General features: G+C 52.0%; 22 protein-coding genes, 1 riboswitch and 1 other annotated feature. Of the genes, 3 read left to right on the top strand and 19 right to left on the bottom strand.

The window, feature by feature from the left end; all coding sequences use genetic code 11:
• Positions 1–61: 61 nt before the first annotated feature.
• The 3 genes from WKI47_RS11970 to WKI47_RS11960 are packed head-to-tail and all read right to left on the bottom strand — an operon-like array spanning position 62 to position 1,910.
• Entirely contained in the window at positions 62–898 is an 837-nt protein-coding gene (locus WKI47_RS11970; protein WP_340227348.1) for a metallophosphoesterase, read from the bottom strand.
• A complete protein-coding gene (locus tag WKI47_RS11965) occupies positions 889–1,323 on the bottom strand; it encodes a hypothetical protein (RefSeq protein ID WP_340227347.1) in 435 nt (144 codons plus the stop codon). The genes WKI47_RS11970 and WKI47_RS11965 overlap by 10 nt, the downstream gene beginning before the upstream one ends.
• A complete protein-coding gene (locus WKI47_RS11960) occupies positions 1,320–1,910 on the bottom strand; it encodes a type II CAAX endopeptidase family protein (RefSeq protein ID WP_340227346.1) in 591 nt (196 codons plus the stop codon). Before WKI47_RS11960 ends, WKI47_RS11965 begins: the two co-directional genes overlap by 4 nt.
• A gap of 314 nt (positions 1,911–2,224) precedes the next feature.
• Positions 2,225–2,465: a binding site (T-box leader), on the top strand.
• A 230-nt stretch (positions 2,466–2,695) separates the two neighbouring features.
• On the opposite strand from WKI47_RS11960, the gene serA reads away from it, so the two are divergent.
• On the top strand, positions 2,696–4,282 hold the full coding sequence (gene serA, locus WKI47_RS11955) for a phosphoglycerate dehydrogenase (protein ID WP_340227345.1): 1,587 nt from the start codon (positions 2,696–2,698) through the stop codon (positions 4,280–4,282).
• A 122-nt stretch (positions 4,283–4,404) separates the two neighbouring features.
• Here the strand turns inward: serA and glpK are convergent, their stop codons facing one another.
• The 9 genes from glpK to ribE all read right to left on the bottom strand — a co-directional run bounded on the left by glpK (position 4,405) and on the right by ribE (position 13,235).
• The gene (gene glpK / locus WKI47_RS11950) at positions 4,405–5,907 is read right to left on the bottom strand and encodes a glycerol kinase GlpK (RefSeq protein ID WP_340227344.1); all 1,503 of its coding nucleotides are present in this window, start codon (positions 5,905–5,907) and stop codon (positions 4,405–4,407) included.
• 97 nt (positions 5,908–6,004) lie between these two features.
• Positions 6,005–7,459 (bottom strand): HAMP domain-containing sensor histidine kinase, encoded by a 1,455-nt coding sequence (locus WKI47_RS11945; protein WP_340227343.1) that lies wholly within the window; start codon positions 7,457–7,459, stop codon positions 6,005–6,007.
• Between the two features lies 1 nt (position 7,460).
• Complete coding sequence (locus tag WKI47_RS11940) at positions 7,461–8,177, bottom strand: response regulator transcription factor (protein ID WP_037289300.1); 717 nt, start codon at positions 8,175–8,177, stop codon at positions 7,461–7,463.
• 96 nt (positions 8,178–8,273) lie between these two features.
• Positions 8,274–9,017 (bottom strand): pseudouridine synthase, encoded by a 744-nt coding sequence (locus WKI47_RS11935; protein WP_340227521.1) that lies wholly within the window; start codon positions 9,015–9,017, stop codon positions 8,274–8,276.
• A 223-nt stretch (positions 9,018–9,240) separates the two neighbouring features.
• Positions 9,241–9,912, bottom strand: a complete 672-nt coding sequence (scpB, locus tag WKI47_RS11930; protein WP_340227342.1) for an SMC-Scp complex subunit ScpB — start codon at positions 9,910–9,912, stop codon at positions 9,241–9,243.
• Positions 9,881–10,672 carry a segregation and condensation protein A gene (locus tag WKI47_RS11925; protein ID WP_340227341.1) on the bottom strand — a complete coding sequence of 264 codons (792 nt, stop codon included), beginning with the start codon at positions 10,670–10,672 and terminating at the stop codon, positions 9,881–9,883. Before WKI47_RS11925 ends, scpB begins: the two co-directional genes overlap by 32 nt.
• Positions 10,673–10,703: 31 nt before the next feature.
• Entirely contained in the window at positions 10,704–11,174 is a 471-nt protein-coding gene (gene ribH, locus WKI47_RS11920; RefSeq protein WP_340227340.1) for a 6,7-dimethyl-8-ribityllumazine synthase, read from the bottom strand.
• Between the two features lie 59 nt (positions 11,175–11,233).
• Positions 11,234–12,547 (bottom strand): bifunctional 3,4-dihydroxy-2-butanone-4-phosphate synthase/GTP cyclohydrolase II, encoded by a 1,314-nt coding sequence (locus WKI47_RS11915; protein WP_340227339.1) that lies wholly within the window; start codon positions 12,545–12,547, stop codon positions 11,234–11,236.
• A 22-nt stretch (positions 12,548–12,569) separates the two neighbouring features.
• Positions 12,570–13,235, bottom strand: coding sequence for a riboflavin synthase (gene ribE / locus WKI47_RS11910; protein ID WP_340227338.1), 666 nt, complete (start codon positions 13,233–13,235; stop codon positions 12,570–12,572).
• 407 nt (positions 13,236–13,642) lie between these two features.
• Positions 13,643–13,809, bottom strand: a riboswitch (FMN riboswitch).
• Between the two features lie 484 nt (positions 13,810–14,293).
• Here ribE and WKI47_RS11905 point away from each other — a divergent pair.
• Positions 14,294–14,584, top strand: a complete 291-nt coding sequence (locus WKI47_RS11905) for a DUF3221 domain-containing protein (protein WP_340227337.1) — start codon at positions 14,294–14,296, stop codon at positions 14,582–14,584.
• A gap of 92 nt (positions 14,585–14,676) precedes the next feature.
• Here WKI47_RS11905 and WKI47_RS11900 read toward each other — a convergent pair whose 3' ends face one another.
• The 6 genes from WKI47_RS11900 to xerD form a co-directional block, all read right to left on the bottom strand.
• On the bottom strand, positions 14,677–14,943 hold the full coding sequence (locus WKI47_RS11900; RefSeq protein ID WP_340227336.1) for a hypothetical protein: 267 nt from the start codon (positions 14,941–14,943) through the stop codon (positions 14,677–14,679).
• 143 nt (positions 14,944–15,086) lie between these two features.
• Positions 15,087–16,193 carry a hypothetical protein gene (locus WKI47_RS11895; RefSeq protein ID WP_340227335.1) on the bottom strand — a complete coding sequence of 369 codons (1,107 nt, stop codon included), beginning with the start codon at positions 16,191–16,193 and terminating at the stop codon, positions 15,087–15,089.
• Positions 16,194–16,327: 134 nt separating this feature from the next.
• Positions 16,328–16,762, bottom strand: coding sequence for a peptidylprolyl isomerase (locus WKI47_RS11890; RefSeq protein WP_340227334.1), 435 nt, complete (start codon positions 16,760–16,762; stop codon positions 16,328–16,330).
• Positions 16,763–16,953: 191 nt separating this feature from the next.
• Positions 16,954–18,288 carry a diaminopimelate decarboxylase gene (gene lysA / locus WKI47_RS11885; protein ID WP_340227333.1) on the bottom strand — a complete coding sequence of 445 codons (1,335 nt, stop codon included), beginning with the start codon at positions 18,286–18,288 and terminating at the stop codon, positions 16,954–16,956.
• A 113-nt stretch (positions 18,289–18,401) separates the two neighbouring features.
• A complete protein-coding gene (locus tag WKI47_RS11880) occupies positions 18,402–19,232 on the bottom strand; it encodes a purine-nucleoside phosphorylase (RefSeq protein ID WP_340227332.1) in 831 nt (276 codons plus the stop codon).
• Between the two features lie 54 nt (positions 19,233–19,286).
• A complete protein-coding gene (gene xerD, locus WKI47_RS11875; protein WP_340227331.1) occupies positions 19,287–20,171 on the bottom strand; it encodes a site-specific tyrosine recombinase XerD in 885 nt (294 codons plus the stop codon).
• 205 nt (positions 20,172–20,376) lie between these two features.
• Between xerD and WKI47_RS11870 the strand changes: the two genes are divergently transcribed.
• Positions 20,377–20,541, top strand: coding sequence for a hypothetical protein (locus WKI47_RS11870; protein WP_340227330.1), 165 nt, complete (start codon positions 20,377–20,379; stop codon positions 20,539–20,541).
• Between the two features lie 48 nt (positions 20,542–20,589).
• Here the strand turns inward: WKI47_RS11870 and WKI47_RS11865 are convergent, their stop codons facing one another.
• On the bottom strand, positions 20,590–21,048 hold the full coding sequence (locus WKI47_RS11865) for a Fur family transcriptional regulator (protein ID WP_340227329.1): 459 nt from the start codon (positions 21,046–21,048) through the stop codon (positions 20,590–20,592).
• Positions 21,049–21,122: the final 74 nt, after the last annotated feature.

Raw genomic sequence — 21,122 nt, 5'->3', positions numbered from 1 at the left:
AAACCAACAAAGCCGTCCCCATTGCGGGGACGGCTTTTTACGTGCTTTGTTCACAGTCTGTTTACTTCTGTAACGGCGGCGAGCTTCGCAGCGTAATCAGATGCGTCTCGGCAGGCGAACCAAGTCGCAGCGGGAAATGGCTGGTGCCGATTCCTCGCGTGATACGCAGTCCCGTCATGCCGCCGTCTTCGGAGTCGATAAAATGTGTGCCGTCGAGATAGGTTTTGTAAAACGGCTTGGATGCCGCGGGGCCAAGCACCGGCAGACTGATTTGTCCGCCATGGGTATGACCCGCAAAAGCGTAATTGGCCGAGATACGACGCAGCGCCACCACCCACTTGGGATCGTGCATCAGCACAAGTACGCAATCCTCGCGGCGGATACGCGGATCTCCGCGCCACATGCCCGCGGGACCCAGATCGTCGATTCCCGCGAGCCAGATCGTGCTTCCTCCGCGATGCAGCGGCACGTTTTTGCTGCCGAGCGGCTTGACTCCGCAGTCTTCAAGCAACCGATCCAGCTTTTCCATATTCGGCATATAGGCTTCATAATCATGATTGCCATAAACCGCATATGCCGGTCCAAGATCGCGCAGCATTTTCATATTGGCGCGCGTTCGCTCTTCCGGAACACCGCGATCCGTTAAATCCCCGGCAATCCAGACCATGTCCGCTTTGCCTTTCAATGCAGCAATCTCCGCCTCGGGCAAAGCCCGGCGATGAATGTCCGCGATAAAATACACACGATAGCCATCAAAGGCTGCTGGCAACCCCGGAATATGTACATCTTCATGCACGACGCGGAAAGCCATAGCCTCCTTTACCATATGTACGCCCAAGCCAGCAGCGGCCCCTGCCGCTGCTGCCAGAGCTTGTTTCCAACCAAACTTTATTGCCATGGCCACTTCACTCCTGTCGCCTGGGTCCCCCACCAGAGCAGCGTCCCGAGCAGTATTAGAAACAGCAGGATCAGCGTTTCGTAAAACCATTTGGTCAGTCGTATCCGACCCGATGGATATAACACGCTGCGCGGCGGAAGCTCTTCCTCCGCCCCCACTTCGTTCATGCCTTCCGCTACGGCCGCTTCACTTAACATCGGACGTTCTGTAGCGCGAGGAGCCACAAGCGGCCGTACAGAAGGCGTCTGCGGGACTGGCCCGGGCGATACGGGAGCTTTGCGGTTCTCGGGAACCGACAGCCTCAATACGGTCGTATCCGACAGTTTCCTCTGGTTATCCTGCCACTCCTGCTTGAACGATGGGCGCTTGCGGCGCTTCTTCCTTGTGCTCGGATGCCGATCCATGCGGCTTAAACGTTCGCTCATTGTTCCTTCTGTTCCCTCCGTTTGATCATGATGCCCGAAATAAAATCAATCAAAAAATGACAAATAATCGGCGCCCACAGCGTACCGGACTGCAAGTAAATCCAACCCAGTCCATAACTGCTGGCAAACACCCATGCCGTCGGCAACCAATGCCGCAAGTAACGGATATGGATGACCGCAAAAACAATACTTGTCCAATAAGGCCCCAGATGATACTGAAGCGCTCCCCTAAACAATAACTCTTCGCAAATCGATACAATCGCCGCAATCGCAAAAATATGCCATATTGGGCGGCTGCGAAATAACATGGCATTGATTCCGCCATCGTCCAAATCTTCTTCGCGGCCCCAGATCGTCATCAAAAAGTCAATCAAAAACATGACGACAGCCAATCCCAGTCCCCAATAGAGGAAGGTGAGACTTTCCGGCAAAGCCAGCAACGCCAAAGGATTTCTACCCTGTAAAAATATCCAAACCGTACCGATCAACAGAGTCAACCCTTGGGTTAAGTACAGATTGATGAGCAATAACCGGTCTGTAAGCTGTACTTGAGCCCGCCTGCTTCTGTTCTTCCTTTTATTCGTCATGGTTTCGTTCCTTAGTACCTACAATTTAGAAAGCGGATTTCTAATCAAATGATAACGAAAAGAAAAGAGGTAATCAAGTTCTGCCCGATGATATAGCCCTTTTCTCCCCCTATGCAAAAGGCTTTCTGACACGTATTCCAGATACCCGAAAATACGTACGCATTCCTCTAACATATCGTTAATGATCGGAATTAACTCTTCATTCATCGGTATAAATCGAACTTTCCGGTTTGATCATTCGTAAAACCCGAATTTGTTTTACCCGTTGACACTCCATGTAACCTTGTGTTAAAGTATGAAAAAATTAACCTGAGCGAAACGCTTTGAAGGAGAACGAACGGACCCGTACATTTCAGAGAGCCGGTGGTTGGTGCGAACCGGTATGGCGATCCGTTCCTGAGCGCTCCCGAGCGTCTGTCCGATTCCGCATTTTGCGGCGTAGGCGCAGCCGGTGTCACGCCGTTACCGTGAAGGGTCGGATTTCCGACCCGCTAAGGCCGCAGCCTGCAAAGGTTCGGCGAATTAGGGTGGCACCGCGAGACTCTCGTCCCTTTACCGTACCAGCGGTATGAGGACGGGAGTCTTTTTATGTGGAAGCATTTTGCGAGCCGCCTGTTTTGCTCAGCCCTGTCCTCTGCCACAGCAACGCGTCTTTCCGTTATCGCAATATTGTAATCGATATGACATTCGGTTTTTCGGACGTTCCGCAGGCGCGGACCGGTTCCTTGAACATATTGGCTTGACTTGCAACGTACAGCGTTCCGAATAAGGGAGGAAAAATGACGATGTTTAAAGTATTGGTATCCGATCCGATCAGCGATTTGGGAATTCAGCAACTGGTGGAAGCAGCAGATGTGCAAGTGGACAAAAAGACGGGCCTTTCCGAGTCCGAATTAATCGAAATCATCGGCGAGTATGACGCGCTTCTCGTGCGCAGCCAAACCAAAGTAACCGAAGCGATCATGACTGCCGGCACACGGCTTAAAGTTGTCGGCCGTGCAGGTGTAGGCGTCGACAACATCGACCTTCCGGCCGCAACCGGACGCGGGATTATTGTCATCAACGCTCCGGACGGCAACACAATTACGACCTGCGAACATGCTTTTGCCATGATGATGGCATTGGCTCGCCATATTCCTCAAGCTTATGCCAAAACCGTCGGCGGTGAGTGGGATCGCAAATTCCTCGGCGTTGAACTGCGCAACAAAAAGCTGGGTGTGCTCGGAATGGGACGGATCGGCAGCGAAGTCGCTAAACGCGCCAAAGCCTTCGGCATGGACATTCTCGGCTACGATCCGTTCTTGACGGAAGAACGCGCAGAGAAACAAGGCGTTAAGCTGTCCAGCGTTGATGATATTGTCAAAAACGCGGACTTCATTACCGTTCATACCCCTTTAACGCCGGAAACTAAACATATGATTTCGACGGCTCAATTCGCAGTGATGAAAAAAGGCATGCGCATCGTTAACTGTGCCCGCGGCGGCGTCGTAGACGAAGTTGCGCTTGTCGAAGCGATTGATCAAGGCATTGTAGCTGGCGCCGCATTCGACGTGTTCGAGCAAGAACCACCGGCTCCGGATCACCCGTTCCTGAACAATCCAAAAATCATCGTCACTCCTCACTTGGGCGCTTCGACCGTTGAAGCTCAAGAGAACGTTGCGATTGACGTATCCGAGCAAGTTCTGCATATCCTGCGCGACGAGCCGTTCAAGAACGCCGTTAACATGCCGCCTGTGGCAAGCAGCGTCATGAACAAGTTGCAACCGTACTTCTCGATCGGCGAAAAGCTCGGTAGCTTCGCTTCCCAACTGACGACAGCAGCCGTGAAATCGATTCGGATCGAATATGCCGGCGATTTGTCGGAAGTCGATGTTCAGCCGTTGACCCGTTATATTATCAAAGGCGTGCTTTCCCGTCATCTCGGCGGCGAAGTCAATATCGTCAACTCGCTCCACTTGGCTAAAATTCGCGATTTGAATGTTCAGGTGAACAGCTCGTCTACGACGAAAGGCTTCACCAACCTGATTACCGTGACGCTCGTCGAGCAAGATGACCAACAGCGTTCGGTATCCGGTACACTGTTGTACGGATACGGCGAACGGATCGTCCAAGTTAACGAATTCCCGATCGACTCGGCACCGGATAGCCATCTGTTGCTGATCTCCCACAATGACCAACCGGGCATCATCGGCAGCATGGGTACGCTGCTCGGCCGCAACGAAGTCAACATCGCGACGATGCAAGTCGGACGGAAAGTCGTGGGCGGCGAAGCGGTTATGCTGCTGAGCGTAGACAAAGAAGTACCGAAAAACGTACTGACCGAACTGGTAAGCCTTGAAGCGATCAACTCGGCTCAGGAAATTACCCTGTAACCACGATTCAATCATTCACCTCATAAAAAAGCTGTACGTGGCCCTGTGGCACGTACAGCTTTTTGCATCTCATCGTTTTCCGTCTAATCTTCCGCTTTAAAGCAAGACCGCTCCGGCCGCACTCAAGCCTCGGGCTCTTCCCAGCCGCGAGTCCGCTCAACCGCGTTTTGCCAACGGCGATAGCGCTTCTCCCGCTGCTCCGCATCCATTTCAGGTTGGAAGTGCGCCGCTGCCGGATTGAACGAACGAAATTGGTCCCGTTCCCAGAGTCCGCATTGCAAGCCCGCCAACATGGCCGCGCCGAGCGCTGTCGTCTCGGTTTGTTCGGTACGCACCACTTCCAGCCCCAGAATATCCGCCTGAAATTGCATCAGAATGTTATTGCGTACCGCTCCGCCGTCTACGCGCAGTTCGCGCAGCGGAATGCCGGAATCTTTTTCCATCGCATTCATCACATCCCGCGTTTGCAAAGCAAGAGACTCCAATGTAGCACGGGCGATATGACCGGGCTGCGTCCCGCGCGTTAACCCGAATATCGCGCCCCGCGCATACATATCCCAGTAAGGCGCGCCAAGCCCGGTAAAGGCCGGCACGATCACCACACCGCCGGAGTCTTCGACGCTTGCCGCCAATTGCTCGGATTCACGGGGATTTTCGATCAAATTCAGACCGTCTTTCAACCATTCGACCGCGGCTCCTGCGACGAACACACTGCCTTCCAGCGCATAATGCAATTCGTCGCGCCAGCCCCAGGCAATGGTGGACAGCAGGCCGTGCGTGGAGCTTACCCGCTCGCTGCCCGTATTGAGCAAAATAAAGCAACCTGTTCCGTATGTGTTTTTGGCATGACCCGCTTCTACGCACGCATGGCCGAACAAAGCCGCCTGCTGGTCGCCAAGCACGGAAGCAATCGGAATCTCTACGCCGCCGAACCATTCGGGGAGCGTTTTCCCGAAATCGGCTCCGGACATCAACACGGTCGGAAGCATGGAAGCGGGAATATTCAGCTCCGCCAGCAATTTTTCATCCCAAACCAATTGTCCGATATCGAACAGCATCGTACGGGAGGCGTTGGTCACATCGGTCACGTGAGAACGTCCGCCGGTCAGCTTCCAGATCAACCAGGTATCGACGGTTCCCGCCAACAAGTCTCCGGCTTCCGCCCGCTGCCGCGCACCGGGAATATGCTCCAGCATCCAGGCAATTTTGGTCGCTGAAAAATACGCATCGACCACCAGTCCGGTCGTTTCGCTGATATAAGGTTCCAGGCCTCTTTTTTTCAACTCTTCACAGATCGCGGCGGTTCGACGGTCCTGCCATACAATAGCCGGGCCGATCGGCCGTCCTGTTTTCCGATCCCATATCAGAGTCGTTTCCCGCTGATTGGTAATCCCGATCGCCGCAATCTGTTCGGGTGCCAATCCTGAAGTCGAAAGGGCTTCCCTAGCCGCTTCAAGCTGGCTTTCCCAAATTTCATCCGGATCATGCTCGACTTCACCGGGTTTCGGGAAACTCTGCGCGAACGACCGCTGCCCGATCGCCACCGGACGCGCTTCTTGATCGAAAAGGATCGCCCGGGAACTGGTCGTTCCCTGATCCAAAGCCAATATATAAGTACCGTTCATCCTGCCCATCCTTTCCGTGATAAAGAAAACATGCCGGAATCGCTCCAGCATGTTCATTGTTAAGCCTGTTCGTTCGATTTGAATCTCATGGCCTTTTTTATAGGCTTCGACCGTTTTTGGGAAGGATCACGCGGAACTTGGTTCCCTCTCCTACAACGCTTTCCACCTGAATACGTCCACCGTGCGCATCCACGATATTTTTGACAATCGCAAGACCCAGACCCGTTCCGCTCGAGACCGCTCTCGTTCTTGCCTTGTCGGCTTTGTAGAAACGTTCGAAGATATAAGGCACGTCTTCCGCCGGAATCCCGTGACCTTCGTCGGACACATAGATCGTCAAAGCCTCGCCTTCTTCAAGGGTAGGCTTGACCGCGATCGTGACTTTGCGTCCGGACGGCGTATGGCGAAAAGCATTGTCCAGCAGATTGGTGACCACTTGTTCCAGACGGTCCTCGTCCGCCTGTTCCAGCACTAATTCTTCCTCGGCCCGTTCCAAACCGAAATCCAGCTCGTCTTCTTTGGCACGCACGGCGAATTTGCGATAGACTCGTTCCACCAACTCGCCGATATCCACGCGCTCCCTGGAAATATCGGTATGCCCTGCTTCCATTCGCGCCAGATCCAGCAGATCTTTAACCAGACGTCCCATGCGTAGCGACTCGTCATGAATAACGTGCAGCAGTTCTCCTTGCTCTTCCGGCGAATTCGCAAATCCGTCGAGCAAAGCTTCGCTGTATCCTTGCATCATGGACAACGGCGTACGGATTTCATGCGAGACATTGGCGACGAAATCTTTGCGCATCTTTTCCATACTCACGGCTTCGGTCACATCGCGCAGCACCGCTACGGCTCCCCGTACCTCGTTATCGAGGAACAATGGCGCCATATTGACCGCCCATACGCTTTGTCTGACCAGCACGTTGGCGCTTCGGTCTTCCAGCGTCGTTCTGACCTGATCGAATAGCGGATACAGCGGCTCGGGAATACGTGAAGAAGAAACGTTGCCCGCTTCCGATTCGGCTTCCCAACTGATTGCTTTCCAATCTTCAAGCAGACGCTGGCCGCCCGGATTGGTCAACTGTACCTCACCTTCACGGTTGAACGTAATCATGGCATCGCTCATGCTGCGCAGCACGCCTGCCAATTGTTCCTTTTCAATATTGAGGTCGCGGATATTTTCTTCCAATCTGGCTGCCATCAGGTTAAAGGTGCTGGCCAACTCACCGATCTCGTCATGAGCTTCCAGATGGACCCGTGTTCCGTAATCCCCTCTGCGTATAGAGTCTGCGGCGTCGATCAATTGGCGCATCGGCTGCGTAATTTTTTTCAGCAAAAAAAGCGCAAACACGGTCGTCATGGAGAATCCAACGATTCCCACGTAGATCAGCATGCGCTTGACGGCCGCCGAGTTGGCGAAAGTGATATCGACGTACGGAATCAGGAAAAAGCCAAGAGTCAGCAGCACGCAAGCGACGAGCGCGATAATCGTCAGCCAGAGCTTACCGACCAGTGTTCGCCACAGCGTGCCTACTCCTTCTCTCCACCCTGCCATCTTACTTTGGAACCTCAAGTTTATAGCCAACGCCCCATACCGTGGTAATCATGGACGCCGAGTCCGGAGACACTTTGTTCAGCTTCTCGCGCAGACGTTTGACATGCGTATCGACGGTACGCAGATCGCCGAAGAATTCGTAATTCCACACATCCTTCAGCAATTCCTCGCGGGAAAATACTTTATCCGGAGAAACGGCCAGATAGTGCAGCAGCTCATATTCCTTCGGTGTCAGACTCACTTCATGGCCTCCGGCAAGAACACGGTGCGCGTCATGCTCGATAGTCAGATGCGGGAATACGATATTGTTGCTAGTCCCGCTTTCCTTGGTGAGATAGGCGGTTGCCGAAGAACGGCGCAGGATCGCTTTCACCCGGTAGATGACTTCCCGCGGACTGAACGGCTTCACGACATAATCGTCGGCACCGACTTCAAAGCCTTGAACGCGGTTCACTTCTTCGCCTTTGGCCGTCAGCATCAACACGGGAGTCGATTTGACCTGGCGCAGACGCGCACAGACTTCTACTCCGTCAATGCCCGGCAGCATCACGTCGAGAATCACGAGCGTATAATCACCCTCGGTCGCTTTTTGCAAAGCGGTCTCTCCGTCTTCGGCCTCATCGATTTCATAACCTTCTTTTTCTAAATACATACGGAGCAGACGCCGGATTCTCTCTTCGTCGTCCACCACGAGAATACGCTCTTTTTGATCAGCCACGCTGCAACAATCCTTTCGTCTACGGCATGCCGGGGATGGCGGATCTGTCCCGCTACGGCACACCCGATCAAGATCCGTTCTATTTAAAACGAAGCGTTAGAGCTTGTCTCCATCGTTCTTTTTGTCCAGAAGCTGTCGAAGCTCGTTAATCTCGCTTTTAGTCAGCGGTCGGTGTAAGCCGCGCTTCAGGTTCTGCAAATACAGATTGCCCATCGCGATCCGCTTCAAACGCTTAACCGGGTGCGAGATCGCATCGAACATCCGGCGAACCTGACGGTTCTTGCCTTCGTAAATGGTGATCCGGATCGTCGCCTGCTTTTTCACTTGATCCACGTCATAATAGTCGAGATCCGCCGGAGCCGTCATCCCGTCTTCGAGCTGGATACCTTTTCTCAGCTTTTCCAGGGAATCTCCATGCGGAATACCTTCTACAGTTGCCAGATAGGTCTTCGGCACGTGATGGCTCGGGTGCGTAAGCAACTGCGCCAATTCGCCATCGTTGGTAAGCAGCAAAAGTCCTTCCGAATCATAGTCCAACCGGCCAACCGGGTACACGCGTTCTTTGATTCCTTTGATGTAATCGGTTACGACCTTGCGGCCTTCGGGGTCCGTTGCGCTCGTAATCACGCCCTTCGGCTTGTTGAGCATCAGATATAGCTTTTGTTGGGCCTTGATTGCCCGGCCGCTGACCGTAATCTCGTCGGCATCCGGATCGGCTTTGGTTCCGAGCGTCGTCACGACTTCGCCGTTAACCTCGACCTTGCCCGCCAAAATGAGCTCCTCGCATTTCCGTCTCGAAGCCACACCTGCCTGGGCCAAAATTTTCTGTAATCGTTCCATAGTCATCCAGTCACCTCACCTTCCATCATACCCATACCTACGTAAAATCACAAGCGTAACTGCTCCCGGTTTTCACGGATTCGCCATGTTTGCTGCATGTGAAAATATAAAATTTGTTGCGGCAAGCGACCTCATTGAAGCTTTTAACGCACTGAGGCCCTCCCCCTGCGCGGGGAAAGGCCTCAGCGACATCCTTCGGTTCTTTTGAATCCGTACATATCGATCATTGCTCTTCTTTATGAGATCCTTCATCTAAAGCCTTTTCTAAAGCCTCTTCAAGCTCGCCTTCTTCCGACGAATGTTCTTCGCCGTCAGCTGACGCAGAAGAATCTACGCTTCCGAACAACAATCGTTCTTCCTCTTCCGAGATGACCATCGCTTCAAAAGCTGACGCATCCGGAAGCTCTTCCAGCCCGCCCAAACCGAAATGATCGAGAAACGGCTTGGTCGTTCCATACAAGATCGGTCTGCCGATCGCATCGGCACGGCCGGTCTCCACGATCAAGTTCTTATTGGTCAACGTATGAATCGCGCGCTCGGATTTCACGCCGCGAATCTCTTCAATCTCGATCCGCGTAATCGGTTGGCGATAAGCGACGATAGCCAGTGTCTCCAGCGCCGCCTGCGACAAGGTCGCCCGCGACGGCGAGTACGCCAACCGTTCAAAGTACTCCGAATGCTCGGGCAGCGTGGTCAAATGGTAGGCTCCCGCCAACTTGGTGACCCGCACGCCGCGCTGCGACTTGCGTAGATCGCGTTGCAAGCTTTCGACCGCTTTTTGCGCTTCGCTTGGCTTGCTTTCCGTAATTTCGGCAATCTGCCGTACGTTCAATCCTTCGTCCCCCGCCAAAAACAGGAGTCCTTCAATAATTGACTTCAACGTCTGCAAATCCATTTGACGCCGTTTCCCCTCTCCACTCCATTACGATGTCGTCGAACAGCCGATCCTGATAGCAGCTTACCTGCTTCATCTTCATCAGTTCGAGTACGGCGAGGAACGTCACGACGATCTCCTGTCTGTACATCCGCTCGTTCAACACGCTAGAAAATAATATTCGTCCGCCCGGTCCCGCGCTGCGAAGCGCTTCTCCCAGCTCCCGCATCCGGTCTTTGACCGATATCTCGTCGCGGCGGATCCGGGTCACGACCGGTTTGCGGTCCGCCCGCGCAAGCGCGCGCTGAAGCGCCGACACCAGATCGTCCACATGCAGCCCTTCCAGCGGATTCAAAGCTTCTTCCGGCAGGAAAGGTGCCAGATCGTCCGGTTCACGGATATAAATGCGACCGCGTTCATGCTCTTTTTCATGCAGCAAACCGGCAATGCTTTTATACTTCCGATATTCGGTCAACCTGCGGATCAGGTCTTCCCGCGGATCGGGTTCTTCCTCTTCGTAGAAATCGTATTCGTCCATATCCATGACCGGAGGTTTGGGCAGCAGCAGTTTGCTCTTGATGGAGAGCAGCGTCGCCGCCATCACGAGGAATTCGCTCGTCACTTCCAGCTCAAGCTCCTGCATACTGTGCAGGTACTCCATATATTGCCCCGTAATCTCGTTGATGGAGATCTGCTGAATATCGATCTCCGCCTTGTCGATCAAGTGCAATAGCAGGTCGAGCGGACCTTCGAACGTTTCCAGTTTGTAAAGTACAGTCAAGCCGTTTCCCCTCCGCCTGTATCGCGAACGGTCAGCCTTTGAATTGACGGCTCAGGCTGGCCATTTCAAGCGCGGCAAGTGCCGAATCCCAGCCTTTGTTGCCGGCCTTGGTTCCCGCACGCTCGATCGCCTGTTCGATATTTTCGGTGGTGACGAGGCCGAAGATCGTCGGAACGCCCGTTTTCAAATTGATCGCGGACACGCCCTTCGCCACTTCGTTGCAGACATAATCGTAATGGGTCGTAGAACCGCGAATCACAGTGCCCAGCGTAATGACGGCATCGTACTTGCCGCTTTCCGCCATCTTTTGCGCGATCAGCGGAATCTCAAACGCGCCCGGAACCCAGGCTACGTCCACGTCGCCGTCTTCTGCGCCGTGACGCTTGAGCGCGTCCAATGCGCCGGTCAGAAGCTTCGATGTGATGAACTCGTTAAACCGTCCTACAACGATCCCGAACTTATATCCCTGCGATACCAAGTGTCCTTCGAATACATTTGCCATTTGTCATCAACCATCCTTTGTCTATTGTATACCAGATTGACTGGTTTGTAGCCTTCGTTTTACAAATTTCTTGACTTGATTTCACGATCCGCCGCAAGCGACGCTTCGTTCTGCTCCAACGGTTCCAATTCTCCTGCCGATGCTCCGACAACCGATTGGCTTTCACCGAAATCCATCAGATGCCCGAGTTTGGATTGCTTCGCGTGCAAATAACCGCGGTTGTCGACGTTCTCCGGCATCTGGATCGGCACGCGTTCGGTCATCTCCAAACCATGTCCTTGCAAGCCTTTGATCTTGCGCGGATTGTTGGTCAGCAAACGAATTTTGCGCACGCCGAGGTCGCTTAAGATCTGTGCGCCGATACCGTACTCCCGCAAATCCGCGGCAAATCCGAGCGCCAGATTCGCATCCACGGTATCGAGTCCTTCTTCCTGAAGCTTATACGCTTTGAGCTTGTTGATCAGCCCGATTCCCCGGCCTTCCTGACGCATATACAGCAGTACGCCGCTGCCTTCCGCCTCGATCTGCCGCATGGCCGCGTCGAATTGCGGGCCGCAATCGCAGCGATGGGAGTGGAACACGTCGCCTGTCAGGCATTCGGAGTGTACGCGAACCAGTACGGGTTGATTCGGGTCGATCTCTCCTTTGACCAGCGCGATATGCTCTTTGTCGTCGATCTTGTTGCTGTACGCGACGGCGCGGAATTCACCGAAATCCGTCGGCAGCCGAACTTCGACTTCCCGCCGGATTAACTGTTCTTTTTCGCTGCGGTAATGGATCAAGTCTTTGATGCTGATCAGCTTCATGTCCCACTTCTTCGCAAGTTCGACCAGATCGGGCAAGCGTGCCATCGAGCCGTCTTCCTTGATCACCTCGCAGATGACGCCCGCCGGCTCCGCTCCGCTAAGCCGTGCCAGATCGACCGCCGCTTCGGTATGCCCAGCCCGACGCAGCACGCCGCCGTCTTTGGCGATCAGCGGGAACATATGGCCGGGACGACGAAAATCTTCCGCTGTCGCTTCCAGGTTCGTGATTGCTTGAGCCGTTATGGCCCGTTCATGAGCCGAGATGCCGGTCGTCGTTTGGATATGATCGACCGACACCGTGAACGCCGTCCCGTGGAAGTCCGTATTACGCGCCGTCATCGGCTCAAGTTCCAGCTTCGCCGCCCGTTCGCGCGTGATCGGCAAGCAGACCAGACCGCGTCCTTCCGTAATCATGAAATTGATGACCTCAGGCGTCGCCCGGTCGGCCAAAGCGATAAAGTCCCCTTCGTTCTCCCGATCTTCATCGTCGACGACCAACACGATTTTACCGGCCTTCAGGTCGGTTAGCGCGTCATCGATGGCGTCGAAAGCAAATCGTTCATCCATCGTGATTCCTCCTTCGTTTTTCTTAAGCAAAACCGTGACGGGATAAAAAACTTTCGTCGATCGCCGAGAAGGTTTTGGCTGGCGTCTGATCCGCTTTTCCGAAGCCGAGCAGATGCTCGACATACTTGCCTAAAATATCGCATTCGACGTTAACCGAGCTTCCGGCTTTTTTTTGCGCCAAAGCCGTCTCGCCCAATGTATGCGGAATGATCGATACGCCGAAATGTCCGTTTTCCGCATGGGTTACGGTCAAGCTGATCCCGTCGATCGCGATCGAACCTTTGCCGATCACATAGCGCATCATATGCGGGTCATCCGCTTTGAACGTGAACACGACGGCATTCTGATCCCGCTCGATCGAGACGATTTGCGCCGTACCGTCGACATGGCCTTGCACGATATGTCCGCCGAAGCGTCCGTTTGCAGCCAATGCCCGTTCCAGATTGACCGGACTTCCGCTGCCCAGCGTACTCAGATTGCTGCTGCGATACGTCTGCGGCATCACGTCGACGGTGAACGAATCGCGTTCGTAACCCGTTACGGTCAGGCATACTCCGTTCACCGAGATACTGTCACCGATCGCGACGTTTTCCAGCACCTTTTTCGCGCCCAAGGTCAGTACCATCGCTTCTCCCCGTCGGTCCGCGCGCCTGAGATTGCCTACTTCCTCGACCAGTCCGGTAAACATAGCGCTCCTCCTCTTCTTTTTGTTTGTGTATCCGATTGGGGCTCCATACCGCTTCAGTAACTTTGTCAACTCTTAATTGGCATAAAAAGGCCCCGCGATTTGGACAAACGTCCAAAGGCGGGGCCTGGGATTGAAAAGCGAAAGTTGACGTATTTGCCGAAAATTCGGACGGCAAACCAAACAGAAAGCTCCGATATGGAGTTCTGGCGTTTGCTTCTGCCTCAGTGTCGGAAAGACCGTTTACGCATCTATGTGAAAAAACATACGAATAGCTTTAGACAAATGTCTATAGCAAACCCGCTATTATTTATTCTGGACGCGACGCCACTTCCCTATACATGTGCCTGAAAAAACCAATAGATATTGGCATATTTACAGACATACCTATGGCAAATACGACGGTTCGTTTTCTCTTTCTCCCATCCAGACTTTAACTGTCGGTCCCGGAATCGCACCAGGTCAGCCGAGCGGCTTCTATGTAAGAAACCGTTCGGGTCACGGACTTCGATCTTTTTTCGAAAATGGAAAGATCGTCACCGCCGGTGGGGAATTTCGCCCCGCCCCGAAAGAGTGTTTTGTTGTAAGTACCCGGTGAGTTACCGAAGTACGGTATTCGTTATGATGGTAGCATGGTTAAAAAAGAATTGCAATGACGGGGAGAGGAACAAACGTGGATCGAATGCTTAATCCTCTGTATGGTGTCGAGAAAGTTACTTCGGCGGGGAAGCGAGAAGACTGCGAGAGAAATTCGTTCAATTCGCTGTCTCACTGGGAAAAGTTGATTGAAATTTTGAGTTGAAGTTTTCCAAGTTCAAAGGCGTCTTTCACTGAATTTCCCTCTCCGTCTTCTCGCTTCCAGCTACGTTTAGATTTCTCGACAATCTGAGGTCACACAAGTATCCTATTTTAAAATATTTAATTTTTTTAAGGGAGTGACGACATGAAAGCTTTTTTTTAAGTGGGTTTTGTTGGTAGGCGTCGTTAGCGGTTGTGCGGAGGAAGCGGAGACAAGGATTACGGCAGAGCAGAACTTGTCTGAAGGCATACGAAATTCTGGCGTGATTATCGATAAGCAGGATGGGCGTGTTCTGTTGGTTCGTAGTGCGGAGAAACAGGATATTTTGAATGGCGCTATCGATAATATATTGGCCGAAAATAACGAAAATGCGATCTGGGTCCGTATTCCGAAAGATGATTATTTATCCGTGTCCAAAGGAGATATTATCCGATATTTTGGGAAAGAAATAAACGCGGTCGATATGTCTTTTCCTGCGCAAACGCAAGCGGTTCGGATCGAAGTGATGACTCCGGCTGATTGGACTGATGAAGAGCGTACAAGGTTGGAGTGATTTGGATAAAAAAAGAGACTGTCCCAAGCTTTAATGTTAGCTTTGGAGACAGCTTCTTTTTGTTTACGCAAATTATTGATCGAAATCCGGAATCAACGCTTCTTTTTCCGGTTTTGGTTCGACTTCGGTGCTGCCGATCCGCCTTTGTTGTGTGGATTTCGCTTGACGTTGGGCGTCGGAGCAGGCGGTGCCGAGCTGAATTTATGCTTTTTCCCGGAATACCAAAATCCCCAGGCGCAGATGACGAGGATCATGAACGGATACATGGCGGTGCCGTTCGGCCAGGGAAGAACAAGCAGCATAAGAAGCGCGATCACGAAGAAGATGGCGTAGCCGATTTGAAAAATGCGATGCATCATGGGATAAAGCTCCTTTTTCGGATGGTATCGGATGTGCAAACTTAGTTCATTTAACTATACACCATCTGTTGCGAAAACGGTTAACTTTGGCGTTCCATAAAAAAGCATACCCTTAAGTTTAGCAGGTATGCTTGACTTCTTCTTTATAAATCCATCCAAGAGTCCAAAATTCCGTTGGTGAAATTCAAATACGTATCGCCGTAAATCCAAGTATCTGTCGAGATGTAAACTCCACTGTAACTGCTGGTATCATCAGGATTTCCCCAAGCCATCAACACCATATCCTTTGTCATTCCTTTTGTGATTTTTTGTCCGGCTATTAGCTCCCAGGCTTTCGATTTCCATGCCGGATACATCTGCTTAGGATCGGTCACGTAAAAATGAGTCGCGATGACTCCTCCGGGGAAACCTCCTAAAGGAACTCGAAAAGATACGACAGATCCACCGGCTCTTCTAGCTTGGATAACTGCATCACCTTTATCGACATCCAGATTTAGTATTTTGATTTTTTCAGTATGGTAAAGCGGATTAGAATATGGCAATGCATGTTTATCTGCCCATACTATTTTGTTTTTAAAAGCTCCTTTAATCGATTCATATTCGGCATACGTACAAAAAGTATCAGGATCATGTCCGTAAACGATTTTTTCGATCACTTTCCCGTCAACCATTTGTATCGTAAACTCGGTCACTTCAGTTCCCCATGACGAAACATCAGTCACCCAACCTGATTGTCCTTGTTCGTAAACGTATACTTTTGCACCCATGTACCATCGTACTTCGTTATATACTTGTTTTGCATTATTTATTTTTTTGATCGTATTCTGATAAGACTCGTAATCTTTCCAAAAAAACACGGAACTCAACTGCGGCTCGTATCTTCCGGAATAGCCCGTTACGGACGTAAACTTTTCAATCGTGACATACGTAGTGTTTTTGTAAGCGATCGAATTAGATTTGTCGATCGTAAATGTACCTTTGGAAGATTTGACTTTCAAATTTTTTCCGCCCTCTAAAGTCACTCCTTTCAAGCGACTTATCGTTTTGATCGGTACATATACCTTATTGTTTTCGGCAAAATAAGTCTTTTGTGCAGAAATCACAATATTATTGTCTATAAAAACTCCGATTTCCTGCAAATAGTACGCATTGTTCAACGGGTCTCCGGCTGCGTCGGCGGATTTCGCAAAAATGTTTACCGTTAACGAACAGAATACAATCAAACATAAAATTTTAGCTATCTTTCTCATCGTTTCAACCCCTGATCTCTTTTTAAATGAGTAATAACCTAACTAACTATACTACATATTTTGGTATAAACTCTTATTAAAAACAAAAAAGCTACCGGAAATTTAATTCCGATAGCTTTTCTATTCGGTTAGAATTACTCCGTTACAACCTTAACTTCTTTCATCTTGTCGCCTTGTTTGACGCCGTCGATCAGTTCCATGCCGCTGATGACTTTACCGAACACCGTGTGGACGCCGTCCAGGTGCGGTTGCGGGCCGTAGCAGATGAAGAATTGGCTGCCGCCTGTGTTTTTGCCCGCGTGAGCCATCGACAGAACGCCTTTGGCGTGCTTCGTTGTGTTCGTCGAAGTTTCGCAGTCGATCTGCCAGCCCGGGCCGCCTGTGCCGGTGCCGTTCGGACATCCGCCTTGAGCGACGAAGCCCGGGATTACGCGGTGGAAAGACAGTCCGTTATAGAAACCGGAGTTTGCCAGTTTCTCGAAGTTCGCGACTGTGTTCGGTGCTTCTTCCGGGTAAAATTCGATTTCGACGTTGCCGCCGTTTTGAAGCTCGATATATCCTTTTTTCATCAAATTCATCTCCTTAAAGTTCGTATGCTACGCGATTTGGCCGAAAGCTGTTCAAACCGAACGCTTCGGCGACCTTAACCAGTTTACCCGAAACGTGCGCACAAAGCAAAGTGTACGGAAAAGAAATGAAGGGCTTGTCAAAAGCAAATCAAAAAAGACGGCTTCCGCCGCCTTTTCCGGTTAGCTACGATTTATTTCGCTTCGACGCCTTGTTTTTCCAAACGAGCCGGAATCACGTCATTGCCCGTGATATTGTCCAGACTCTCACGACGCACGATCAGATCGCTGGAACCGTCTTTGACGAATACGACGGCCGGACGGCGAATACGGTTGTAATTGCTCGCCATCGCATAGTTGTAAGCGCCTGTGCAGGCTACAGCCAACAGATCGCCGGCGTTCGGCGTCGGCAGCTCCAGATCCCAGATCAGCATGTCGCCGCTCTCGCAGCATTTGCCGGCAATAGAGACCGTCTCTTCGTTCGCGTCACCGGCACGGTTGGCCAACAACGCTTCGTATTTCGATTCGTACAGAGCCGGACGCGGATTGTCGGTCATGCCGCCGTCTACCGCGACGTATTTGCGTACGCCCGGGATATCTTTGCTCGTGCCTACGGTATATAGCGTCGTACCTGCATCGCCTACGATGCTGCGGCCCGGCTCTACCCAGATCTGCGGCAGCTGTGCGCTGATTCCGGCAAAATGCTTCTTCACCGCATCCGTGATCGCTTTAACGTATGCTGCCACTTCCAGAGGCGTATCGCCTTCCGTATAACGGATACCGAAACCGCCGCCCAGGTTCACGACTTTGAATTCAACACCCAATTGCTCTTTAACTCCACGCGCAAAACCCGCTACGCGCTCAACCGCCATCTCGAAACCGTCCGTCTCGAAAATTTGCGAACCGATATGCGAGTGCAGACCCAGCAGTTCCAGGTTAGGCAGCGATGCAGCAGCTTTTACCGCTTCGATCGCCGTTCCGTTTTGGATATCGAAACCGAATTTCGAGTCCGTCTGGCCTGTGGAAATGTATTCGTGCGTGTGCGCTTCGACGCCCGGCGTTACGCGCAGCAAAATGCTCACCTTCACGCCGCGGCCTGCCGCGATCGCCTGAAGCATTTGCAATTCCGTGAAGTTATCCGCCACGAAGCAACCGATATTGGCATCCAGCGCCATTTCGATCTCGTCCGGCGTCTTGTTGTTGCCGTGGAAATGGATACGCTCCGCCGGGAAACCGGCTTGCAGCGCGGTGTACAGTTCGCCGTCGGATACAACGTCGAGCGACAATCCTTCTTCGTCGGCGATGCGGCACATTGCTAGCGTACTAAAGGCTTTGCTCGCGTAAGCAACCTGGAAAGTCAAACCGGACGCCTCGAACGCTTGACGGTATTCGCGGGCGCGACGGCGGATCAGTTCTTCATCCATAATATACAGCGGGGTTCCGTACGTTTGCTTCAGTTCAACAACGTCGCAACCTCCGATTTCCAAATGCCCTGCGGCATTGATTTTGCTGGTTCCGTGCAGATACATGTGAATTCCTCCGATGTGTTCCGGGATTTGTACCCAGTATAACAGACCTTACATCTGGCACTGAATGGATTAAAGCGCAGTTGTTTTGTATTTTTGTTCGATAGCCAACCTGCTTACATATTTGGGATGATCTCCAGTACGAGATCGAGGAACTTTTCTTTTACCAATTCCGCTGTCTCCATCACTTCGCTATGGGACAAAGGCTGATCCAGAATGCCGGCAGCCATATTGGTGATACAGGAAATGCCAAGCACCTCGATGCCTGCATGACGCGCGACAATGGTCTCGGACACGGTCGACATGCCTACGGCATCGGCACCCAGCGTGCGCAGCATACGAATCTCGGACGGCGTCTCGTACGACGGGCCGAGCAGACCTGCGTATACGCCTTCTTTAAAAGTAAAGCCTTGCTTGCCCGCCGCTGTTTTCGCCACTTCGCGCAGTCTGCGACTGTATGCTTCGGACATGTCCGGGAAACGAACGCCGAGCGTATCATCGTTGGGGCCGATCAGCGGACTTTTAGCCGTCAGATTGAGATGGTCCGACAATAACATCAGATCGCCTGGATTGAATGAAGTGTTGACACCGCCCGCTGCATTCGTTACCAACAGCCCGCTTACGCCAAGAGCTTTCATCACGCGCACCGGAAATGCCGTAACTTGCGGGCCATAGCCTTCATACATGTGAAAACGGCCTTTCATCATCACAACAGGGCGCCCCTGAACCGTACCCAGCAGCAGCTCACCTTCGTGTCCTTCCACGGTCGATGTCGGAAAATGCGGAATATCTTCATAAGCAATGGATACAGCATTTTCGATCAGATTGGCAAGAATCCCCAGACCCGAGCCGAGAATCAGACCGATTTCCGGCTTCAGATCTGTTTGTGAACGGATATAATTCGCCGCTTCCTGGATGCTGCCTGCGATCATTTGCGGTGTGGTCATAATCTTTCACGCTCCATTCCTGTATTTCGAGCATGCTCCGGGCACAGCTTCCCGCTATGCGCGCGGATGATGCAGCTCGTAGACTTCCTTCATATTTCGCTTCATCACATGGGTATAGATCTGCGTAGTCGAAATATCCGAGTGCCCGAGCATCTCTTGAACCGAACGCAAGTCCGCACCGTTTTCAAGCAAATGAGCCGCAAAAGAATGGCGCAGCGTATGCGGCGTAATGTCTGTCTCGATTCCCGCAGCGGAAGCATATTTTTTGATAATCTTCCAGAATCCTTGCCGAGTCAACCGCGTACCCAGCTGATTCAAAAATAAGGCTTCTTCTCCGCTTCGCTTGACCAGTTGGTCGCGCATCGGGCCAAGATACGCCGACACGGCCTCTGCCGTCATCCTGCCAATTGGCACAATCCGTTCTTTGCCAGCCGCACCGCAGCGCAGAAACTTAAGCTCCAGATCGATGTCCCCCAGATTCAACGATATCAGTTCCGATACCCGAATGCCTGTCGCATATAACGCTTCCAGCATCGCCTTGTCCCGAACGCCTTGGGCAGCGGATAGATCCGGGGCTTCCAACAGGCGTTCCACTTCCGATACGGTCAATACGACCGGCAACTTTTTCTCCGGCTTCGGTGTGTCCAGATCCATCGACGGATCTTGCACCACGAGCGATTGCCGGATCAGATAATGGAAAAAGGAACGAATGGAGACTGAAGCGCGAATGACCGTGGACGACGCCTTGCCAGAACGCTTCATCTCATTCAGATAAGCAGCGATATGAGACTTGCGAACCTCGTCCACAGCCGTCACCCCTCGCCCCTCCGCAAACGCAATAAATTGCGCCAGGTCACGTCGATACGATTCCAACGTGCTCGCGGAACGTCCTTTTTCCTCCGACATGTAGGTGATAAACGCGTCCAGATGCGTATTCACTAATGGACCTCCTCCAAACTTTCCTCAGGAAAGCCGCTTGCTCCCCCGTCCAGGCGGGCCGCCGAATCCCTTTTGAACATAAAGATTCCACGGAGAAAAGTAATTTCCTGCTTAAAAGATGAATTTCCGTATTTGAGTGATAACGAAAATAAGGGAACTCATCTTACAAAAAAACGAATTTCCGTATTGGAGCGACAGCGAACATATGGAAATTCGCCCGGCGAAAGATGAAATTCCGCGTTTGAGCCACCAAGCGAAAACAAGGAATGTCATCGAAAGCCCTGCTCTTGATACTATTAATGCCATTGAAATTTTCACCATCAAAAAAAGCCCCGACGGATCACTTGCGATCCATCGGAGCCGACTTTAACATACATAATCGCCTTGCATCGAACGAAATCAACCTGGAATTTGCCGCTTACGCGTTGTCGCCTTCTTCTTTCGCTCTGCAACGATGGCAGATCCCCTGAAAGTCAAGTCGGTGATCCAAAACGGTAAACCGGTATTCTTTCTCCAGTCGTTCTTCCAGCGGCAACAGCCAGTCTTCACGAATCTCGTCCATCGTTCCGCACTGCACGCAGATTAGATGATGGTGGTGGTGCTTGTTCGATTCGCCCCGTAGATCATAACGCGAAACGCCGTCCCCGAAGTTGAGTTTCTCCACCACGTGCATTTCGCTGAGCAGTTCCAGCGTGCGGTACACGGTTGCCAGGCCGATCTCCGGCGCCTTCTCCTTGACCAGCATGAACACGTCTTCCGCGCTCAGATGGTCTTCTTCGTTTTCCAGCAAAACGCGAACGGTGGCTTCCCGCTGGGGCGTCAATTTGTATCCTTTGGACTGCAGTTGTTGTTTAATTTTATCGATCCGCGCTTCCATAGCTTCTCCTCCCCCTCGGAGCATGCCCGTTCTTGCCGGCCGTTCTCCAGTCAAACTCACGTTCCCTATTATAG

It is taken from the genome of Saccharibacillus sacchari, from assembly GCF_037722395.1.
Classification (GTDB): Bacteria; Bacillota; Bacilli; order Paenibacillales; family Paenibacillaceae; genus Saccharibacillus; species Saccharibacillus sacchari_A.
Note: the sequence above shows the minus strand (reverse complement) of the source record. Positions and strands in the feature narration are given on the sequence as shown.

Bases quoted from the DNA above. Each gene is read 5' to 3' on its own strand.
- WKI47_RS11895 (WP_340227335.1), bottom strand. From the start codon at position 16,193: ATGAGAAAGATAGCTAAAATTTTATGTTTGATTGTATTCTGTTCGTTA.
- lysA (WP_340227333.1), bottom strand. From the start codon at position 18,288: ATGTATCTGCACGGAACCAGCAAAATCAATGCCGCAGGGCATTTGGAA.
- WKI47_RS11880 (WP_340227332.1), bottom strand. From the start codon at position 19,232: ATGACCACACCGCAAATGATCGCAGGCAGCATCCAGGAAGCGGCGAAT.
- WKI47_RS11935 (WP_340227521.1), bottom strand. From the start codon at position 9,017: ATGGAACGATTACAGAAAATTTTGGCCCAGGCAGGTGTGGCTTCGAGA.
- WKI47_RS11890 (WP_340227334.1), bottom strand. From the start codon at position 16,762: ATGAAAAAAGGATATATCGAGCTTCAAAACGGCGGCAACGTCGAAATC.
- WKI47_RS11945 (WP_340227343.1), bottom strand. From the start codon at position 7,459: ATGGCAGGGTGGAGAGAAGGAGTAGGCACGCTGTGGCGAACACTGGTC.
- glpK (WP_340227344.1), bottom strand. From the start codon at position 5,907: ATGAACGGTACTTATATATTGGCTTTGGATCAGGGAACGACCAGTTCC.
- scpB (WP_340227342.1), bottom strand. From the start codon at position 9,912: ATGGATTTGCAGACGTTGAAGTCAATTATTGAAGGACTCCTGTTTTTG.
- WKI47_RS11900 (WP_340227336.1), bottom strand. From the start codon at position 14,943: ATGATGCATCGCATTTTTCAAATCGGCTACGCCATCTTCTTCGTGATC.
- WKI47_RS11970 (WP_340227348.1), bottom strand. From the start codon at position 898: ATGGCAATAAAGTTTGGTTGGAAACAAGCTCTGGCAGCAGCGGCAGGG.
- WKI47_RS11870 (WP_340227330.1), top strand. From the start codon at position 20,377: ATGGAAATTCGCCCGGCGAAAGATGAAATTCCGCGTTTGAGCCACCAA.
- WKI47_RS11865 (WP_340227329.1), bottom strand. From the start codon at position 21,048: ATGGAAGCGCGGATCGATAAAATTAAACAACAACTGCAGTCCAAAGGA.
- WKI47_RS11965 (WP_340227347.1), bottom strand. From the start codon at position 1,323: ATGAGCGAACGTTTAAGCCGCATGGATCGGCATCCGAGCACAAGGAAG.
- WKI47_RS11915 (WP_340227339.1), bottom strand. From the start codon at position 12,547: ATGGATGAACGATTTGCTTTCGACGCCATCGATGACGCGCTAACCGAC.
- ribE (WP_340227338.1), bottom strand. From the start codon at position 13,235: ATGTTTACCGGACTGGTCGAGGAAGTAGGCAATCTCAGGCGCGCGGAC.
- ribH (WP_340227340.1), bottom strand. From the start codon at position 11,174: ATGGCAAATGTATTCGAAGGACACTTGGTATCGCAGGGATATAAGTTC.
- serA (WP_340227345.1), top strand. From the start codon at position 2,696: ATGTTTAAAGTATTGGTATCCGATCCGATCAGCGATTTGGGAATTCAG.
- WKI47_RS11960 (WP_340227346.1), bottom strand. From the start codon at position 1,910: ATGACGAATAAAAGGAAGAACAGAAGCAGGCGGGCTCAAGTACAGCTT.